The organism is Methyloprofundus sp., from assembly GCF_965251085.1.
In the GTDB taxonomy this organism is placed as follows: Bacteria; Pseudomonadota; Gammaproteobacteria; order Methylococcales; family Methylomonadaceae; genus Methyloprofundus.
The window spans coordinates 3,203,448-3,219,858 of sequence record NZ_OZ252594.1; the positions used below are offsets into that span (position 1 = coordinate 3,203,448).

A 16,411-nucleotide genomic window follows, 5' to 3' on the forward strand; every position below is an offset into this window, starting at 1 on the left:
AACTCAATGCTAAAGATTAAAAAACGTCCATTATTCACGCCCTATGCAGGCTCAGTATTGCTGGAAACTGCATTGCTCAACAAAGGTTCAGCGTTCACGGCACAGGAACGGCAGGAATTTAATCTGGACGGCTTGCTACCTAATGCGATTGAAACCATAGAAGATCAGGAAAAAAGAGTATATCACCAGTTTTCTCACCTTAGAAATGACCTGAACAAGCATATCTTTCTACGTAATATTCAGGACACTAACGAAACGCTTTATTTCAATCTTCTGACTAAGCATTTTGAAGAAGTCATGCCGATAATCTATACCCCGACAGTCGGGCTGGCTTGTCAGCAATTTTCACGTATTTATCGGCGCAAAAGGGGGTTGTTTTTATCCTACCCGGATCGTGAAAAAATGTCGGATATGCTCAGAAATCTGGATAAAAATAATGTCAAAGTCATTGTTGTCACCGATAGTGAGCGCATTCTAGGCTTAGGCGATCAAGGCATTGGAGGCATGGGCATACCCATAGGAAAGCTGGCGCTTTATTCCGGTTGCGGAGGGGTTAGTCCCGCCTATACTTTGCCTATAACGCTGGATGTAGGTACAAATAATAAAGAGTTACTGGATGACCCAATGTATATGGGCTGGCGACATGAGCGCATTACAGGCAAAGAATATTTTGACTTTGTTGATCTATTTATTCAAGGGATTAAAAAGCGCTGGCCTGGGGTTTTGGTACAATTTGAAGATTTTGCCCAGGCAAATGCGACACCCTTATTAAAAAAATATCAGCATGAAATCTGCTGTTTTAATGATGATATTCAGGGCACAGCTTCGGTCACCGTTGGTACTTTGCTAGCAGCATGCCATACCTATAATAGATCGATTACAGACCAGCGCGTGGTATTTATTGGCGGTGGTTCAGCGGGTTGCGGCATTGCTGAACAGATTGTTGCACATATGATTAAGCACGGTTTGAGTGAACAACAGGCACTGGATCGCATTTTTATGTTTACCCATCATGGACTGTTAACTTCTGACATGGACCATCTGCTAGATTTTCAACAAAAATTTGCCAGAGATAGCGAAGAAATTTCCAACTGGAGCAGTAATGGCGAAGCTATTAGCTTATTGGATTTAGTCCGTGAGAGTAAGCCTACGATATTGATTGGCGTATCTGGACAACCTGACTTAATGACTGAGGATGTAATCAAGGCAATGTATGCTGATTGCCTTAACCCCATAATATTACCGCTTTCCAATCCAACTTCACATGTTGAGGCTTTACCTAAAGATATTATTCGCTGGACCGATGGAAATGCTATCGTTGCAACCGGCAGCCCTTTTGCACCTGTTGAGCATAATGGCAAGCAACTAGTAATAGCGCAATGTAATAACAGCTATATTTTCCCTGGAGTGGGCTTGGGAGTTATTGCCAGCCATGCCAAACAAGTCACCGAAAAAATGTTTATGGTTGCCAGTGAAGCTTTGGCAGACTGCTCTCCTCTGGTCGATGGCAGTGGCACAAACCTGTTACCGGCATTAAGTAAAATAAGAGAAGTTAGTCTTGATATTGCTCTGGTTGTAGGTTTGCAGGCCATTGAAGAAGGAGTCGCTCCTGCCCTTAGCAAAGAAGAGTTAGCAGAGAGTATTCAGGAAAATTTTTGGATTCCTGAATACAGGGAATATCGTCGCCAGAAATTGTAGCAAAGGGAATGAGGTTAGCAGACCTGACAATCAAACACTCCATTGAACCTAGAAAAATCAGTTGAGCGCGAATTTATAGTGCAAGATATTGAATGAATATAATACTTTCAAAAAAATTTTAGCTTCACCCATAGGTTAAGCGGACATTTTTTGGACGTGCGGTGGAATCAAGAGCTTGTGCTAGAAAACGTGAGCAACTGATTTTTCTAGGTTGAAGGTCAGTCATAACATAGTGCTATCTGGCAGGATATTTAAACAGGCCATCATAAAACCCGCGCAGAATATTATAAAACTGATCCCAGCGTTTATTATCGAATAAAGAAAAATACACCAGTGTAAAAACTAACTTGGCAAAATTATTTATTTTCCAACTATAAGGAACGTAGCTACGGCGATACATCCACAAGCTATTGCGTACGATAGTATAGTGTCTGGAACCGCTACGATGAGGCATTGTTCGCCAGCCAAAACACCAGAACCTGACAATAGAGTCGCCCAAATAATGATGTAAAATCCCTTCGCAAGAGCCATAAACATTGAACCCAAATGCCTTGGTGCGCATATACCACTCAGTTTCGACATGATCAATAAAAAAGCTTTCATCAAAGGGCCCAATCTTCTCCCAGGCAGGAAGATATATTAAACTCCCCGAAGAATTCAAAAATTCGCATGGTAGTAGCCTATCTCCATGAGCACACCGACACGTGCGCCAGACGCCATCTCTCATGGATGAAAAACCTAACTCTTTTTTTGAACGGGGATCGATGAGTCGCGCTCCTACTGCCGCGAGCTGCGAGTCCTGCTCAAGTTGTTTGTCAGCAACTTCAACCAATTGCTGAAGCAAAGCATCATCAGGAATACTATCGTGATCTAATAACAAAACAAATTTACAACTTAATCCTTTAGCAAGCTCCATCCCTCTGTTTTGCGCTACTGCGATGCCAAGATTTTGCCCAAGCTCAATTAAATGCCTCTTTTCTGCAAGATTATTTACCCAGGCATTAAGCATATCAATCGATGTGCTATCTGAGCCATTATCAACAATAATCACCTGTTGATCTTTTAGCGCAGCAAGCTGCTGTTTAAAAATATTTTCAGGTGGATTATAGGTAACAATTAAATGAGTAGACTGCACTATAGATTTATTCATGGAAGGTAAAAAAGGACTCGCTGCAAAATTCACCCAGTATACTTTGCGCGGTCACAGATGCGGTTGTATAGTGAGCTGATTTTTATTCAAGAGTCACTTTGTTTGATGATGGTTTAGATCCTAATTGAGCAGTTATGCCATGATAAAAACCTAATAAAGATGCCTTGAGATAATCCATTTTATGGTTTTTAGAGGCAAGAGCATACACGAACATCCATAAAGATGTTTGGGTAAAAATTTGTATTCTAGCTAATACCGGAAGAGCATTTGAATAAAGCGATAAATAAACACCATTGCGAATAAAAAAGTAACGCCTGGCAGGGCTTCTTAAGGTGATTTCTCTTCCCAAAAAAACCACCATTTGATCCCCCAGAGTATGCCTGATTTCAACATCGCCATAAGCTACCACACTGTAGCCCATTTCTTTCGACCGCCAACACCACTCAAAATCGACCCAGTCAATAAACAAATCTTCTCTTTTGTAGCCTATATGCTCAAAAACAGATTTTGGAATAAGGGAGATGGAAAGAAATAATCATCCAGAACAACCAGGAGAAATGGTCAAAAACCATTTCTCCAACGATGGCATTCGGTCAACAAACTGATAATACGTCTTCATTGCTTTTTTACCTACCTTTACTCCTGTTTCATATATTTTTTCTGTTAATTTAACAATAGGTGCTTTGCCATTGTAGGTCATACTTTTGGCAAATTTTAAAGTTGTTTCAACTGTATCCATTATGTCGCCACTAATATGATTTTCATAGGCTCCCCATACTCGTTCAATTGGGTTATATTTACTATGATAAGGAGGGTAGTAGGCCAGTTTTATCTTTATGTTGCTTTTTTCAGCAAACTCCACAAGCCTTTTTATAAACTGAGTTCTGGAGCTACTGTTCTCCATACCATTGTCAGCGTTAATTGTCAGAATATCTACTCCATATTTTTCTTGAATTTCTGGCCAAATTTCTTCCAATCGGTCAACGATGAAATCACTGCTGGCATAGCCTGCTGTAAAGAAAAGGAAAAAATCATCATGTTCAGGCAGATAAAAACCAAAAGGAGTTAACTTTTCCTTAACATCTAAATCATGATCCTCTGCTTTTGTTAAAACCCGATTTCGTCCTCCCCGTGAAAAATTTCCTATATTCATTCTTGCTTTGGCATCAATTGATATACGAATCTCTTTTGGGTTGATATCTGCCATTCCATTGACTGAATGAACTTGTTCAAAAATTGCATCCGTTTCCTTGATTTTCTTATGAGGCTTTGTTTTTTGTACCTTTTTTGGATGGTAACTCAGGTCATTTAATTTTGTATTGATAGTTTTTGAGCAAGGTAATGTTTTTTCATCGTAATAATCAATCTCCAGTAAACGTTTTCTAACTTCTTTAGCCGTTAGCCGGGTATATAATCGACAGGAATTAAAAGAGGGATCCGTTTGACACTCCGGTTCAGCAATTTTTTTTATGTCATCAAGTAGATGAGGAAAATGCTCTTCACTTTTATTACGCCCTCTCGCTGAAAAATTATCTTCTATGGGCTGAGTTTCAAGTTCATATTGTCCTTTTCGGATAGTGCCTCTATTCCATCCTAGTTTTTCTTCAGCAATACTTGCACCACCTGAGCCTAGTAGCTCCACCGTTTCAGCCATGAATATACGACGTACCGAGCCTTTTAAACGATGGGCTGTATTTATAATCCAACCTATAATGCTATCTGTTAATATCAACAAGCTTATCTGCCTAGTGTGAGAATAAATTCAGAATTCATTATTATAAATTATTGAGACACAAGCTTACTTCGTTTGGATGATTATTTCTTTCCATCTCCCTAACCATTCCCGAAGAAATCAGCTGGGAAACAAAATTCACCCCTTTTTCTGGAATGATTCTTTGAGCAAAGGGAGTGTATTTAATAACGGGCTGAACTTTATCATTGAATGTATCTATAAATGCTGGCCCAATAACAGAATAGTTAACATCCCTTTGCTCCAGTTCTTTCATGCACTGACAGATTTTATCTAAGTAATCATCGGGGTATATTGTATCTTGATCGCTAAGCCAAACGTGCTCTGCACCGCATAACAAAGCGTCTTTTATACCAATATTTTGAGCGGCAGCGACGCCAACATTATTGCTTAGGGGTATTAGCTTAAAGTCCATTTCAATATTACGTATATCGTTTATATTCGAGGATCCATTATCAATAATAATTATGTGTCTTGTACTGGCTAGAATACTTTTTAAAGCCTTTTGAAAAAGCCCGATATCCGGGTTAAAAGTAACAATAACACAATAAAAATCCATAAAAATTCATAACAGATTAAAAAAACGACCTTATTCAGCAATAGGCGGTGTTCCACCCAGGCATATGTTGGGGGCAGCAAAACCCTCTATTTTTAATTTAGCTTATAACGGGGGATTACAGGAGTAAACATTACACAGTAAGCATGCTTATAATGTGGATAGGGGAAGCGTTCGTGAGTAAAGCAATCTAGTGCTCCCGACTGGCCTAGGTCAGGCTTATTTATCAAAGCTATCGAAACCTAGACCACGACTTTAATAGTAAAACTTAAGGGGCGTCAATAGCATTAGTGGCCATGTACTTCACGTAAACTGTCCTCATCGACTCTTTTGGCTAGAGTATATTGACGCTGCTCACCCGTCATGGGCTTACCCTCTGGGCTAAGCATTATAAGTGCTGCTTCATTTTTAATGCGAAATTTGCGTATAATGGAATCTTTACGCGCAACTAAAGTTACAATGCCGGATTCATCATCCCAGCTATATTTTCCCTTCTCATAATACTCTCGTGAGGAAGATTTGGCTTTCTGCGTTACTAACAGATAATTCTGCCTGTTTTTTAAAGATAGAGTCGCCTTAATAGCTGGGCAGCCTTTATCTTTACATGGCAGGACACCATAATAAACACCACGAAACTCTTGGCTCTCGTCATCTGACTTAGCCATAGCCGAATTAATAGAAACAATAAGAACACTAAGTAATATTAGCGTCAATTTTTGTTTTAAGGATATTGTTAATGTTTTCATTGTATTCTCAGTTGATAAGAAAAAGGAGTTATTAATAAACCTAAAAAAACAGTTGTTCACGGTTTCTAGCACAAGCTCTTGATTCCACAGCACTTCAAAAAATACCCGGTTAACCTATGGGTGAAGCTAAGATTTTTTGAAAGTACTATATTAACTCAATATCTTGCACTATAATTCCGTACTCAACCGATTTTTCTAGGATAAAGGGTTAAACAAGCTCTACGTAAACAATAGTATAATACGCCAAGGTTATTGTAAAACAAAACAAAGTCGCGCCTTCAATTGCCATTTCTGGCATATATTCTTTCTCTTGCCACGTATTTATTGTCCCCAATCAACGTAGCCTTTTTATACATTGGTTTTCTACCACGAGAAAAACATCAGCAGCAAGATTGTAAAAACAGGCGACTTGAGCAAGGAGAGGGCTTTCCATCGCATAATATTACCTGATTACGTACAACTCTCAGCCATAGTAGAATAAAGCTTGAAACATCAGTATGTTAAAAACCTCGTTATTCCCGAAGTCTGTTATCGGGAATCTATGCTTATCCGACTAGATTCCTGCTTAAAGCATGCAGGAATGACGATGTATAGCTGAGGGTTATGGGTAATATTATTCTTTAACGCATGACAGAAAGACCTCTGCCCCTTCGTGAGTGTGCTTTTTATGTATCCGAGCCTTCCAGATGGTTAAGTATCAATGGATACACGTCTGTAGCGGCATTTTTTCCTATAATGCAGTCGACATGACCATAATCAGGAATAAGGTGGCGCACATACAACTCAGCGCCATTAGCTTTGGTAACGCGATCCAACGTAATTTCTGTACTCTTTGGCAGTACACAGACATTATCAGCGCCGTGTATAAAGGCGATCGGGATAGCCAGGCGTTCCAGATGTGGTAGATAAACTTCTTCACCTTCTGCATTGACCAGATGACGGGTTGTAGCAATTCTAGATAGCTGGACCATGGCGGTCAGGTTAACAACGCCAAACAATTCATGCATCGCTTTATGTGTTTCCGGGCTAAGCTGGTCATGCTCGTATAGATTGCCATAAAGCCCTGTCACCCTCTGACATACTGGGTTTTTGCAATGTTCTTCAGCTTCCATTGGATAAGCTTTGATTAGCCAGTTATAGACGCGATCTAAAGGTGAGGCATCAGTATCGGTGTATGTCGTCATGGTTCTGAAACCCAGTGCTCTGGAAATTGGTGTCAGATAGGATTTGCCTAGATTCAATAAAGGCACATAAAGGTCGGTAGAAACCTGAGAACAAACGGCTGCGCGCACCCCTTGCAGACCAGCAAGCATAGCCATGGTAAAAGTAGAGGACCCTACGCCATGAGCCACTATCTGCAGGCTTTTGGTTTTGCTTAATTCTAGCACTTTATTTACTGCTGAAGGATAGTCTCTGGTTGCAACGTCATCCATCTTCGACTGGCGATGAGAAGCAGACAATTCAATACTTAAGCGGTGGTCCAGTAACCAGACATCGAAATTATTCTCATAAAGAAATTCCAGCAGATTTGTGGCAATCGTATCTGTAGAGTACATAAGTTGGGAAACGCCTATGCAGTGGGATAATAACACCGGGCCTTTACTGCCCCCCTGGTAACGCATAAGTCGGAGTTGCACACCATCAGTGGAATCAAAGTAAAATACATCAGGCTCCGAAACCCGTAGTCGACGTTTTGTTCGGGGGCTATGTGCACGATCAAATAGTTCCAGCTCGGTAAATTCAGATGTTATGTTCATGTATTTGCTCCGATAAATAGAAAAGCAATCAGGTATCCTAATAGATATTAGACCGGTTTCAGGCTTCAGAGTCACCTATTAGCCTGCCCATGTCAATAGGCAAAAGAAATTGATTTTATAATTACCACGCTCACTGAATCAGTTTATATGCTTGCTATCCTGCATCTGTTTTTCTCTCGTTTTGTCATGATATGCATCGATCATACGCATCCGTCTTCTCATTTTGTGTTTAGCGCAAGTTACCAATGCGCTCCAGTCACCCATTAGGATCAAGATATCAGAGTTTCCCTAATGGAATTATTTCTGTACCCCTAGCCTTTTAAGCCTCAGAAGACTTCAGTTATGATCGTAGCATGTTCTATATTAGAGCATAAGTACACTCACAAGACCGTAGGAGAGCCATCCTTTGGCTCTCTATAAAGGAGGCGTTTAACAACCAATATCACAGTCAGCACTTAAGCCGTTAATAAAATCTATATCTGATTGAGGGGCACCAATGATCGTCATTACAATAATTTGATGATCTAGACAGATTTTTTCTGCTATATCACTACTCCAAATACTGTCTGGAACAGGGAGACCATACTTAGCAAGGTGTGCCTGATATAACTCTGAATGTTTAGTTTCATGAGCTATTGCTCCAGCGTACCATTTTAAGGAATAGAAAGAGTCTTTATCACTCACTTCATATCTTGGCGGGGATTCAAAAGCCCACATATGGCTGAACTCACCTTGCTCAATAATGCCAACATACTTTTGTATTTTTTCAAATTCAATGGGAGCCAGGTTTTTTAATATTTCTAAAGAAGCCTTGGTTTGAATTATAAACTCATTACTCCCAACTATCTGGATTTTATTGACTATTTCACTTTCGGTCTTTGTTAAATCTATAAAATCTCCAATACTTCCTACATGCTTTAATCCATTAAAAATCTCACCATATATATAGACATCTTTTCCTAATGTACCAATATAAATATCTGTATTCTTATAATAACGAACCAAATAATTGTCAATTTCAAATGTGTTTTCTCCTCGCGGGTTAAAATATTGTGAATAGTTTGCCTCTGCCCAATTGAAAAATTTATTTGAATCTTGCAAGTTGTCAGCAATAACAGTTTGAGAAAAACTTAAGAATAGCAATAAAATACAATTTTTTTCATGTTACTTCCTTGTGTAAGCCCAGCATGGGCGTGAACTTATGGGGTAAAAATCCTTTGAATTTTAGTTAATGTCACAGCCTGGTCTTTCCATACCACAGCACTAATTATTCGATTATATATTAATACGCTATGGAAAGACCTGGTCTTAGCTTTTTCTATTCAGCGAGATAATATACTTCGCGTGGCCACGACTGCGGATTCCTAGCGGCTGAATTTTTTAGTGATAATTATCTTTTTTAACTTGCTTGTTTCTTGGAGAATTCTCAGAAAATTTACAGTCTCCAAACCCGTTTGCTTATTTGTGCTTCCTTGTAATATCCAGCTCATGGATATCTTTATAAACAATCAGGGGGGCAGCGCTTACAAACACTTTTTCATTAAATTCACTCAAATAAATGGCATTTACAGTCACTTCCTCATACAACCAATAATACATATCAGACTCTAAGATACTGTATCTACAATTATATTTGCATTGTATCCATTGATTATCGAGTGAACCTATTATTCGGGGGGGCCTATCAGACTTGGCGTCATGATAGGTAAAAATCTTGTCGTCGGTACAGACTCGATATCGATCTAAATATATATTTCCATCATCGCCCAGCGCATATTTTACCCGGTTACCTTGAATATCATCACCGTGCTGATCTATGACGCATTGCTTATCGAAAACATAAAAAGCCGGTGGAAAAATAAGCGGGTATGTTTCTGGAATATTAACGCGCTGCAAAACATGGGCTGCTGTTCTTTGGCTCTTGTCCCATTGTTTGATCACTATTTGTAAAATTAGCAGACTCATTTAGCTTATCAGTTTTTTTTGCTCTGGATGTAAGTTGAACGTAATCAGATAAACAAATGAATGCGGTTACTTTACATGCGCCAACCATTCAGCATGATCCGCTTTACGTCCATGCACATAATCAAAATATAAACTCTGGATTTTCTCAGTAATCGGCCCGCGTGAGCCAGAACCAATTTGACGATCATCATATTCACGGATCGGCGTAACTTCTGCTGCAGATCCAGTGAAAAACGCCTCATCTGCAACATACACTTCATCACGGGTAATGCGTTTTTCTATAACTTCCAGGCCCTGTTCTTTAGCAATGGTTAGAATTGTCTCGCGAGTAATTCCTTCTAGCGCAGACGTGGTTTCCGGTGTATACAGAATGCCATTACGCACCATAAATAAATTTTCACCACTGCCTTCAGCAACAAACCCTTCATGATCCAGTAATAAGGCCTCATCATATCCAGCGCTTAATGCTTCTTGTAGGGCTAGAATCGAGTTGATGTAATTGCCATTCGCTTTGGCTTTGCACATGGTGCTGTTTACATGGTTTCGCGTATAAGATGAGGTGCGGATCCGGATACCTTTTTCCATGCTTTCAGCGCCTAGATACGCTCCCCATTCCCATGCCGCAACCATTACATGCACTTTCAGATTATCAGCACGTAAACCCATACCTTCTGAACCATAAAAACACATGGAACGAATATAAGCGCTATCCAGATTATTTTTACTAACTGCGCCCAGATGTGCCTGATTAATCTCTTCTTTAGTAAAAGGGATTTTCATATTCAAAATATGCGCTGAACGGTATAAACGATCCGTGTGTTCGGTGAGTTTGAAAATAGCAGGACCTTGATCTGTATGATAGGCTCTTAAACCTTCAAATACGCCAGCTCCATAATGCAGTGTATGGGTAAGTACATGTACTTTTGCTTCACGCCATTCTACCCATTCACCATCCATCCAGATTTTGCCGTCTCTATCGTCCATCGTCATCATTTGTGTTGTACCTATATTCGTAAAAATTCATTTCTTGTTAATCCTAGAAAAATCAGTTGAGCGCGAATTTATAGTGCAAGATATTGAATTCATATAATACTTTCAAAAAATGTTATCTTCACCCGTAGGTTAAGCGGACATTTTTTGGAAGTGCGGTGGAATCAAGAGCTTGTGCTAGAAACCGTGAGCAACTGATTTTTTAGGTTAAGACGATATTATAGCGTGATTCCTGCTATATCGCTTAGCGTATTGGTCTGCATCATAAAAAAACAGCATAATAAAACAATGATTTTTACCCGATATTTTATATATCAGATAAAATAGCATTTCCTAATATTCAACCTTTCTTATAATATGACAAAAGACTTAAAAATCACATTAAGTGAACTGGATACGCCTGTAAAAATTCTCTTTACAGGCTATTTAACCACCGTTGCAATTGGCTATCTTTTTGCCTTAATTCAAATTTTATTCACCCACGGTATGGCAGATGGGAAATTTGGTTTATCCATTGATGATATTGTTTATAGTTATTATGGAAACCGTTCGGGAACCGTTTTGGAGACCAAGTTAAACGGCTCTATGAAAGATAAAGCCACAGAACAAGAAAGGTTTGCCCTGATGCAGTGGGTGCGAGATGGTGCGTTAGAGAAAGAGTACACATCCCTAAAACCGCAGAAAATTATCGAAGCTAAATGTCAGATGTGCCATAACGAAGGCGCATCGGGAATTCCTGATTTTACTGAATTTGAAAATATCAAAGAACTTGCCAAACAGGATGAAGGTGCGACATTTGCTTCATTAACCCGGGTTTCGCATATTCATTTATTTGGTATCAGTTTTATTTTTATGTTCGTCGGACTGATTTTTAGTTTTTCAACAACCGCATCCAGCTTTTACAAAAGCATCGCGATCGGCATGCCTTATGCCTTTCTGATTGTTGATATTTTATCCTGGTGGTTAACTAAATTATCGCCCATGTTTGCCTCACTTATTATGGTTGCCGGAACGGGCATGGGAGCATCATTTGCTTTTATGTGGGTAGTCTCGTTAAAAGAAATGTGGTTTATTGATAACCCCTGGTTTTGTAATCCCGACTCACCTTGTCAGCGGACTATAAAAGTTATTTCCGGTTTTACTTTAAATAGCTTGGCTTTCATAGGAGGTGCATTAAGAAACAAGATGTTTCCTAAAGTCGTTGCCACAATAAAAAGTGCTTTTGACAGGATATTTAATAAAAAGTAATAAATATTGTAACTACTCAGACATGCTGTGTAGTTATAGCAAAATAAACACTGTAGGATGGGCAAAGGGCTTCATCCGTGCCCATCAACGAAAACATGATGGGCACGTCGTACCTCCTTTGCCCATCCTACAAAACACTTGTTCTATTATGATGTTGTTTATCAAATACCTGCCTCTCTTGTGCCTGGCTGGAAATATACAACCTAAATCCTGCAAGCCCATATTTTGACTCTCATTAACCTGTCTAGCTAAGTGGTTATTAGGTTTTTACTGCCGCTTTGCCAGCCCTCTTTGTCCAACCGATCAAAATATCCAGATTTAAATCATAAATAGAGGAAATTTTTTGTATCGTATGGATATCCCCCGAGCCCAAGGCAATAAACACCCTGCCAACGTGCCATGACCTTTTAATCAAAGTGACTTAACTTCGGTTAATGTTAAGCGAGTAACCCCACCTTAACCCAATCATCCCATTCCTGTGGATAGAGCGGATCTGCAGGTGTTCTGACTCTCAGCTGATTATTGCCTGTGAGTAATTTTCCAGCCACCCGAATCAGATAAGTACGAAGTGTATCCGGCTCCCATTGGCACAACGTTTTGTTGCCACTCAATTGAGCCATCCAGCGCACGGTATTGTAGGCAAGAACGGCGCAATGAAATAATGCGGCATTAGCCAGAAATTGATTCGTTCTGATTTTACCTAAACCCATTTGTGATTTTGCTTCTTCAATCCATGTTTCGCACGTCGCTCGTTCACCATACTTCTTATGTGTTTGCCAAGGCGATAGAGGTTCAGTTGTTACATAACAAAAATAGTCATATTCTGCCGTATCCCAAAGCTCGGACTGAGGTCCTGTCACTTGTTTAGGTTGCTTTATCCTGACCGCGACAAACTGACGAGAGCGAGACCAGCCACCACAACGATATTGAAACTCGCTCTGCTCCCAACCGGGTCGGCCTTGTATGGCTGTCCAGGCCTGTTTGGCCAGCAATGCGTTCAAATTCTTAAGTTTAACCTTTATTAGATACCCATGCCCTCTGGTATCGAGAAATTCAAGCAAATCACCGACAAAATAACCACTGTCACCGCGAAAAATAATGCGCATCCGATTGGGCAAGTGTGCAAGTAACTGTTTGGTAAATTCTACAACACCATTGCTTGTAAAGGCATTGCCTGTCCGGAACCAGGCTTGTAAAATTTCTTTTGTTTCCGCTAGAAAAGCGAGTTGTGGATGGTATGAACGGGCACCTTTCTTTTTGGGGTTGAAGCCTTTGGCACTTCCTTCTTGTCGACCACAAACGGTGTCCACAGTTGAATCGACATCGACCCACTGGACGGATTGTATGCCAGTTTTCGATTTTCCGGAACGAAGCAATCGCCGCCAGTGTTGACCACGCAAAGTATGCGTGAGCGTTTCAAACTGGCTTATCTGCCTATCACTTACTTCTTTAAAGATCCGTAAAATTGTGGTTTCAACAGGAATCTTTATCCAGCCAGCTACTTTGCGCAGTACGCTATCTGCCCATACGGTCGTCACCTTTGCCATTGATGTTGCTCCCCCCATCATGCCAACCAACGTCAATAGAACCACATCAGATAAGTGATGGTCTGCATTTTCACCCCGCCGATGTGGAACGCTTTGTTTTACGGTTTTTTCAAAACCTATCCTGTCTAAATATTTCACGACGGGAATCAGTCCCGCCTGGCTTGTCAATCCATGTGCTGTAGATGTCATTTTTACCGTTCGGGTACGGTTTCTTACGTGAGATGAGGATTTTGATACTTTAGAGGGCTTCATTAAAACAATGAGATAGTGAAATCAGGGAAATGATATTATATCATTGTTTAATAAGGAGTTTTGTGGATTATTATGTATAATGCTTGCAGGATTTAGGTACAATCTAATTTTGTAACTACTTAGATATGCTGAGTAGTTACTTAACACTTTCATTAAAACTAGAAAAATCAGTTGAGCGTGAATTTATAGTGCAAGATATCGAATTAATATAACACTTTCAAAAAAATTTTAGCTTCACCCATAGCTTAAGCGGATATTTTTTGGAAGTGCGGTGGAATCAAGAACTTGTGCTAGAAACCGTGAGCAACTGATTGTTCTAGGTTAAACTGATAAGCTGTGGCTTTAGTCTGCGTGTGCAAGCTAAAGCCATTTCCTTATTTGGTTGTTGATATATTTTATAAATAACGGAATAATTACCTCGTAACTTCTACGCGCATGCTCTGGAAAGCATGGGTGACCACTCTTTTTTTAAGGAAATACAATGTTGAAATCTATCCACATGCTATTTATCGTGCTGTCTGTAGGCGGCTTTATTATTCGCATTATGCTGGCACAATTTAAGCCTGCCTGGCTACAGCCTAAAGCAATTAAAATTGCACCGCATGTGATCGATACGATTTTATTGTTTAGTGGTGTCGCTTTAATCTTTCAGGGTAACTGGTTAGCCGGTGAGTTTGGCTGGATTATGACCAAGTTTATTATGTTATTGGTGTATATAGGTTTTGGTGTTATGGCGATGCGCGGTACCGGCATGGTGCGTTGGGGGGCTTTTATTGCGGCTTTAGCTTGTTTTGGCTATATATTATCTGTAGCGATTACCAAGCATGGCTTTATTTAAGGCCTTCTTGCACCAATGCCTGAGCCTTTTTGCTATCTATTTGTTGCCTTACCTTGTGAGGCGAAACCGTTAATCGAGCATTTTAAGTTAAAAAAAGAACTTTCAATCAATGCCTTTAGCATCTATCGCAACGGCCATATTAGCTTAACGGTAACCGGCATAGGTAAATCAGCTATGGCCGCTGGCGTTGCTTATAGTTTAGCGCTGTTTCCCAGCCCTACTTTACCCGTATTACTTAATATCGGCATAGCAGGGCATAGTACATACTCAATAGGCAGTGTTTTTACTGCTGATAAAATCATTGATCAGGGCACCGGGCGTAAATTTTACCCTCAGTTGGTCAGTACGCCGCCTTGCTCAACGAGTGCAATCACCACGGTATCTAAACCGCTGCCGGATTATCCATCAGATTCGTTATTTGAAATGGAAGCCTCATCATTTTATGAAACGGCAATACGCTTTAGTTCCAGCGAACTTATTCAGTGTATAAAAGTTATTTCCGACAATAAACACAATTCCACCGAGCAAATCAAGCCTGCTCAGGTTAGCCTTTGGCTAAAGGGTGCATTGCCAATCATTGCAGCTTATATGCAGCAACTAAGTCTCTTAGCATCGCTAGATAAACCTGTTGCAGCAGAGGGTTTTGCAGAAATTATTGAGCAATGGCGTTTTAGCAGTAATGAAAAATTACAGTTAAAAAGCTTGTTAAGAAAGAGGGCGATTTTGATTCCGCATAAGGCTTTGGACCTAACTGAAATATCACCCGGGCCAGGCAAAATAGTGCTGAATTATTTACGCAAGGAAATGGATAAGCAAAAATTTGGGGGCTTTTAGGGGCCCCTGTGCCTTTCACCCATTTTATTTGCCTCACAACCCATTTACCGAAAGCGTCAGTCACTTCTTTGTTGCTAGCAAAGTCACCAGAACCGAGCTCTTTAAGTTTAGGTTTTAAACGTAGGGTCACGCTGTAACCCCTTAGAAGTGAATATCATGCGCAACACCATGCAATAAAATTATCAAACTGACACCGGCCAAGATTAAAGCAATTTGTTGCAATGAAGATTTAATATCGGTTTTTTTATGCAAGGTGGGTATTAAATCTGCGACTGCGATATAAATAAAGCTCGATGCTGCTATGGCCAGAAAATATGGCAAACTTTCCTGTAAGCCATCTAAACTATAATAAGCCAAAACACCGCCCACAACAGTCGTTAAGCTCGCCAAAACATTATAAAAAAGCGCTTTTCCCTTAGAATATCCGCTATGCAATAAAATGGCAAAATCACCGACTTCCTGCGGTATTTCATGAGCGGCCACCGCCAGGCTGGTGACAATGCCTAACTGCACATCGGTTAAAAATGCAGCTGCAATCAGCACGCCATCTACAAAATTATGGATACCATCACCGATAATAATCATCGTACCTGCAGACTTATGAGCACCATGGGAATGACCGTGATCTTCTGTTTCTCCATGAACTTCGCAGGTTCCTGAATGGCAATGCCGCCAGATTAATAGCTTTTCCAGAATAAAAAACAATAGTAGGCCCAGCATAATTGAGCCTGAGATAGTTTGAATCTGCTCATGCCCCACTTCTTCAAAGGCATGAGGAATCAAGCCCCAAAAGGCAACAGCTAATAAGGCACCGGTAGCGAAACTAACACCGTGAGGTAAAATTTTAGACCGGGTTTTATCAGATAACAATAAAAACACTGAAGCTGCAATAACGCTTAAAACGCCGCCTAAAGCAGTAAAAATAATAATTAAAAAGAGTAAATTCATTGCAAGTAAAAATAAGGGGTTATCTGTAGAGCGGACTTTAGTCCGCTAGTAACAAAGCACATATGTTTAACAACATACACAAACAGGCGTAAAAAAGCTTTAGCTTTTTTCTAATAAACAAAGGCTGAGAAA

15 protein-coding genes are annotated in these 16,411 nt (G+C 40.0%); 4 read left to right on the forward strand and 11 right to left on the reverse strand.

The window, feature by feature from the left end; translation table 11 throughout:
- Positions 1 to 6 precede the first annotated feature (6 nt).
- Positions 7 to 1,698, forward strand: coding sequence for an NAD-dependent malic enzyme (locus ACQY3F_RS14850; RefSeq protein WP_428355705.1), 1,692 nt, complete (start codon positions 7 to 9; stop codon positions 1,696 to 1,698).
- 235 nt (positions 1,699 to 1,933) lie between these two features.
- On the opposite strand, the gene ACQY3F_RS14855 is transcribed toward ACQY3F_RS14850, so the two are convergent.
- From ACQY3F_RS14855 to ACQY3F_RS14895, 9 genes are all read right to left on the reverse strand, one after another.
- Positions 1,934 to 2,848 carry a glycosyltransferase family 2 protein gene (locus ACQY3F_RS14855; RefSeq protein ID WP_428355706.1) on the reverse strand — a complete coding sequence of 305 codons (915 nt, stop codon included), beginning with the start codon at positions 2,846 to 2,848 and terminating at the stop codon, positions 1,934 to 1,936.
- Positions 2,849 to 2,930: 82 nt separating this feature from the next.
- Positions 2,931 to 3,317 carry a hypothetical protein gene (locus ACQY3F_RS14860; RefSeq protein WP_428355707.1) on the reverse strand — a complete coding sequence of 129 codons (387 nt, stop codon included), beginning with the start codon at positions 3,315 to 3,317 and terminating at the stop codon, positions 2,931 to 2,933.
- Between the two features lie 66 nt (positions 3,318 to 3,383).
- Complete coding sequence (locus ACQY3F_RS14865; RefSeq protein WP_428352931.1) at positions 3,384 to 4,580, reverse strand: ISAzo13 family transposase; 1,197 nt, start codon at positions 4,578 to 4,580, stop codon at positions 3,384 to 3,386.
- Between the two features lie 43 nt (positions 4,581 to 4,623).
- On the reverse strand, positions 4,624 to 5,157 hold the full coding sequence (locus ACQY3F_RS14870) for a glycosyltransferase (RefSeq protein WP_428355708.1): 534 nt from the start codon (positions 5,155 to 5,157) through the stop codon (positions 4,624 to 4,626).
- Between the two features lie 284 nt (positions 5,158 to 5,441).
- Positions 5,442 to 5,900, reverse strand: a complete 459-nt coding sequence (locus ACQY3F_RS14875; protein WP_428355709.1) for a copper resistance protein NlpE — start codon at positions 5,898 to 5,900, stop codon at positions 5,442 to 5,444.
- A gap of 665 nt (positions 5,901 to 6,565) precedes the next feature.
- Positions 6,566 to 7,456, reverse strand: coding sequence for a hypothetical protein (locus ACQY3F_RS14880; protein ID WP_428355711.1), 891 nt, complete (start codon positions 7,454 to 7,456; stop codon positions 6,566 to 6,568).
- A gap of 630 nt (positions 7,457 to 8,086) precedes the next feature.
- Positions 8,087 to 8,758, reverse strand: coding sequence for a hypothetical protein (locus tag ACQY3F_RS14885; protein WP_428355712.1), 672 nt, complete (start codon positions 8,756 to 8,758; stop codon positions 8,087 to 8,089).
- A gap of 357 nt (positions 8,759 to 9,115) precedes the next feature.
- Complete coding sequence (locus tag ACQY3F_RS14890; protein ID WP_428355713.1) at positions 9,116 to 9,622, reverse strand: hypothetical protein; 507 nt, start codon at positions 9,620 to 9,622, stop codon at positions 9,116 to 9,118.
- A 66-nt stretch (positions 9,623 to 9,688) separates the two neighbouring features.
- A complete protein-coding gene (locus ACQY3F_RS14895; RefSeq protein WP_428357699.1) occupies positions 9,689 to 10,612 on the reverse strand; it encodes a branched-chain amino acid transaminase in 924 nt (307 codons plus the stop codon).
- Between the two features lie 357 nt (positions 10,613 to 10,969).
- On the opposite strand from ACQY3F_RS14895, the gene ACQY3F_RS14900 reads away from it, so the two are divergent.
- Complete coding sequence (locus tag ACQY3F_RS14900) at positions 10,970 to 11,860, forward strand: hypothetical protein (RefSeq protein ID WP_428355714.1); 891 nt, start codon at positions 10,970 to 10,972, stop codon at positions 11,858 to 11,860.
- A gap of 437 nt (positions 11,861 to 12,297) precedes the next feature.
- On the opposite strand, the gene ACQY3F_RS14905 is transcribed toward ACQY3F_RS14900, so the two are convergent.
- Positions 12,298 to 13,659 (reverse strand): IS1380 family transposase, encoded by a 1,362-nt coding sequence (locus tag ACQY3F_RS14905; RefSeq protein ID WP_428352972.1) that lies wholly within the window; start codon positions 13,657 to 13,659, stop codon positions 12,298 to 12,300.
- Between the two features lie 481 nt (positions 13,660 to 14,140).
- Here ACQY3F_RS14905 and ACQY3F_RS14910 point away from each other — a divergent pair, with 481 nt between their 5' ends.
- Both ACQY3F_RS14910 and ACQY3F_RS14915 read left to right on the forward strand, forming a co-directional pair.
- Positions 14,141 to 14,497 carry a SirB2 family protein gene (locus ACQY3F_RS14910; protein WP_428355715.1) on the forward strand — a complete coding sequence of 119 codons (357 nt, stop codon included), beginning with the start codon at positions 14,141 to 14,143 and terminating at the stop codon, positions 14,495 to 14,497.
- 15 nt (positions 14,498 to 14,512) lie between these two features.
- Positions 14,513 to 15,331 (forward strand): hypothetical protein, encoded by an 819-nt coding sequence (locus ACQY3F_RS14915; RefSeq protein ID WP_428355717.1) that lies wholly within the window; start codon positions 14,513 to 14,515, stop codon positions 15,329 to 15,331.
- Positions 15,332 to 15,472: 141 nt separating this feature from the next.
- Here ACQY3F_RS14915 and ACQY3F_RS14920 read toward each other — a convergent pair whose 3' ends face one another.
- Positions 15,473 to 16,279 (reverse strand): ZIP family metal transporter, encoded by an 807-nt coding sequence (locus ACQY3F_RS14920; protein WP_428355718.1) that lies wholly within the window; start codon positions 16,277 to 16,279, stop codon positions 15,473 to 15,475.
- Positions 16,280 to 16,411: the final 132 nt, after the last annotated feature.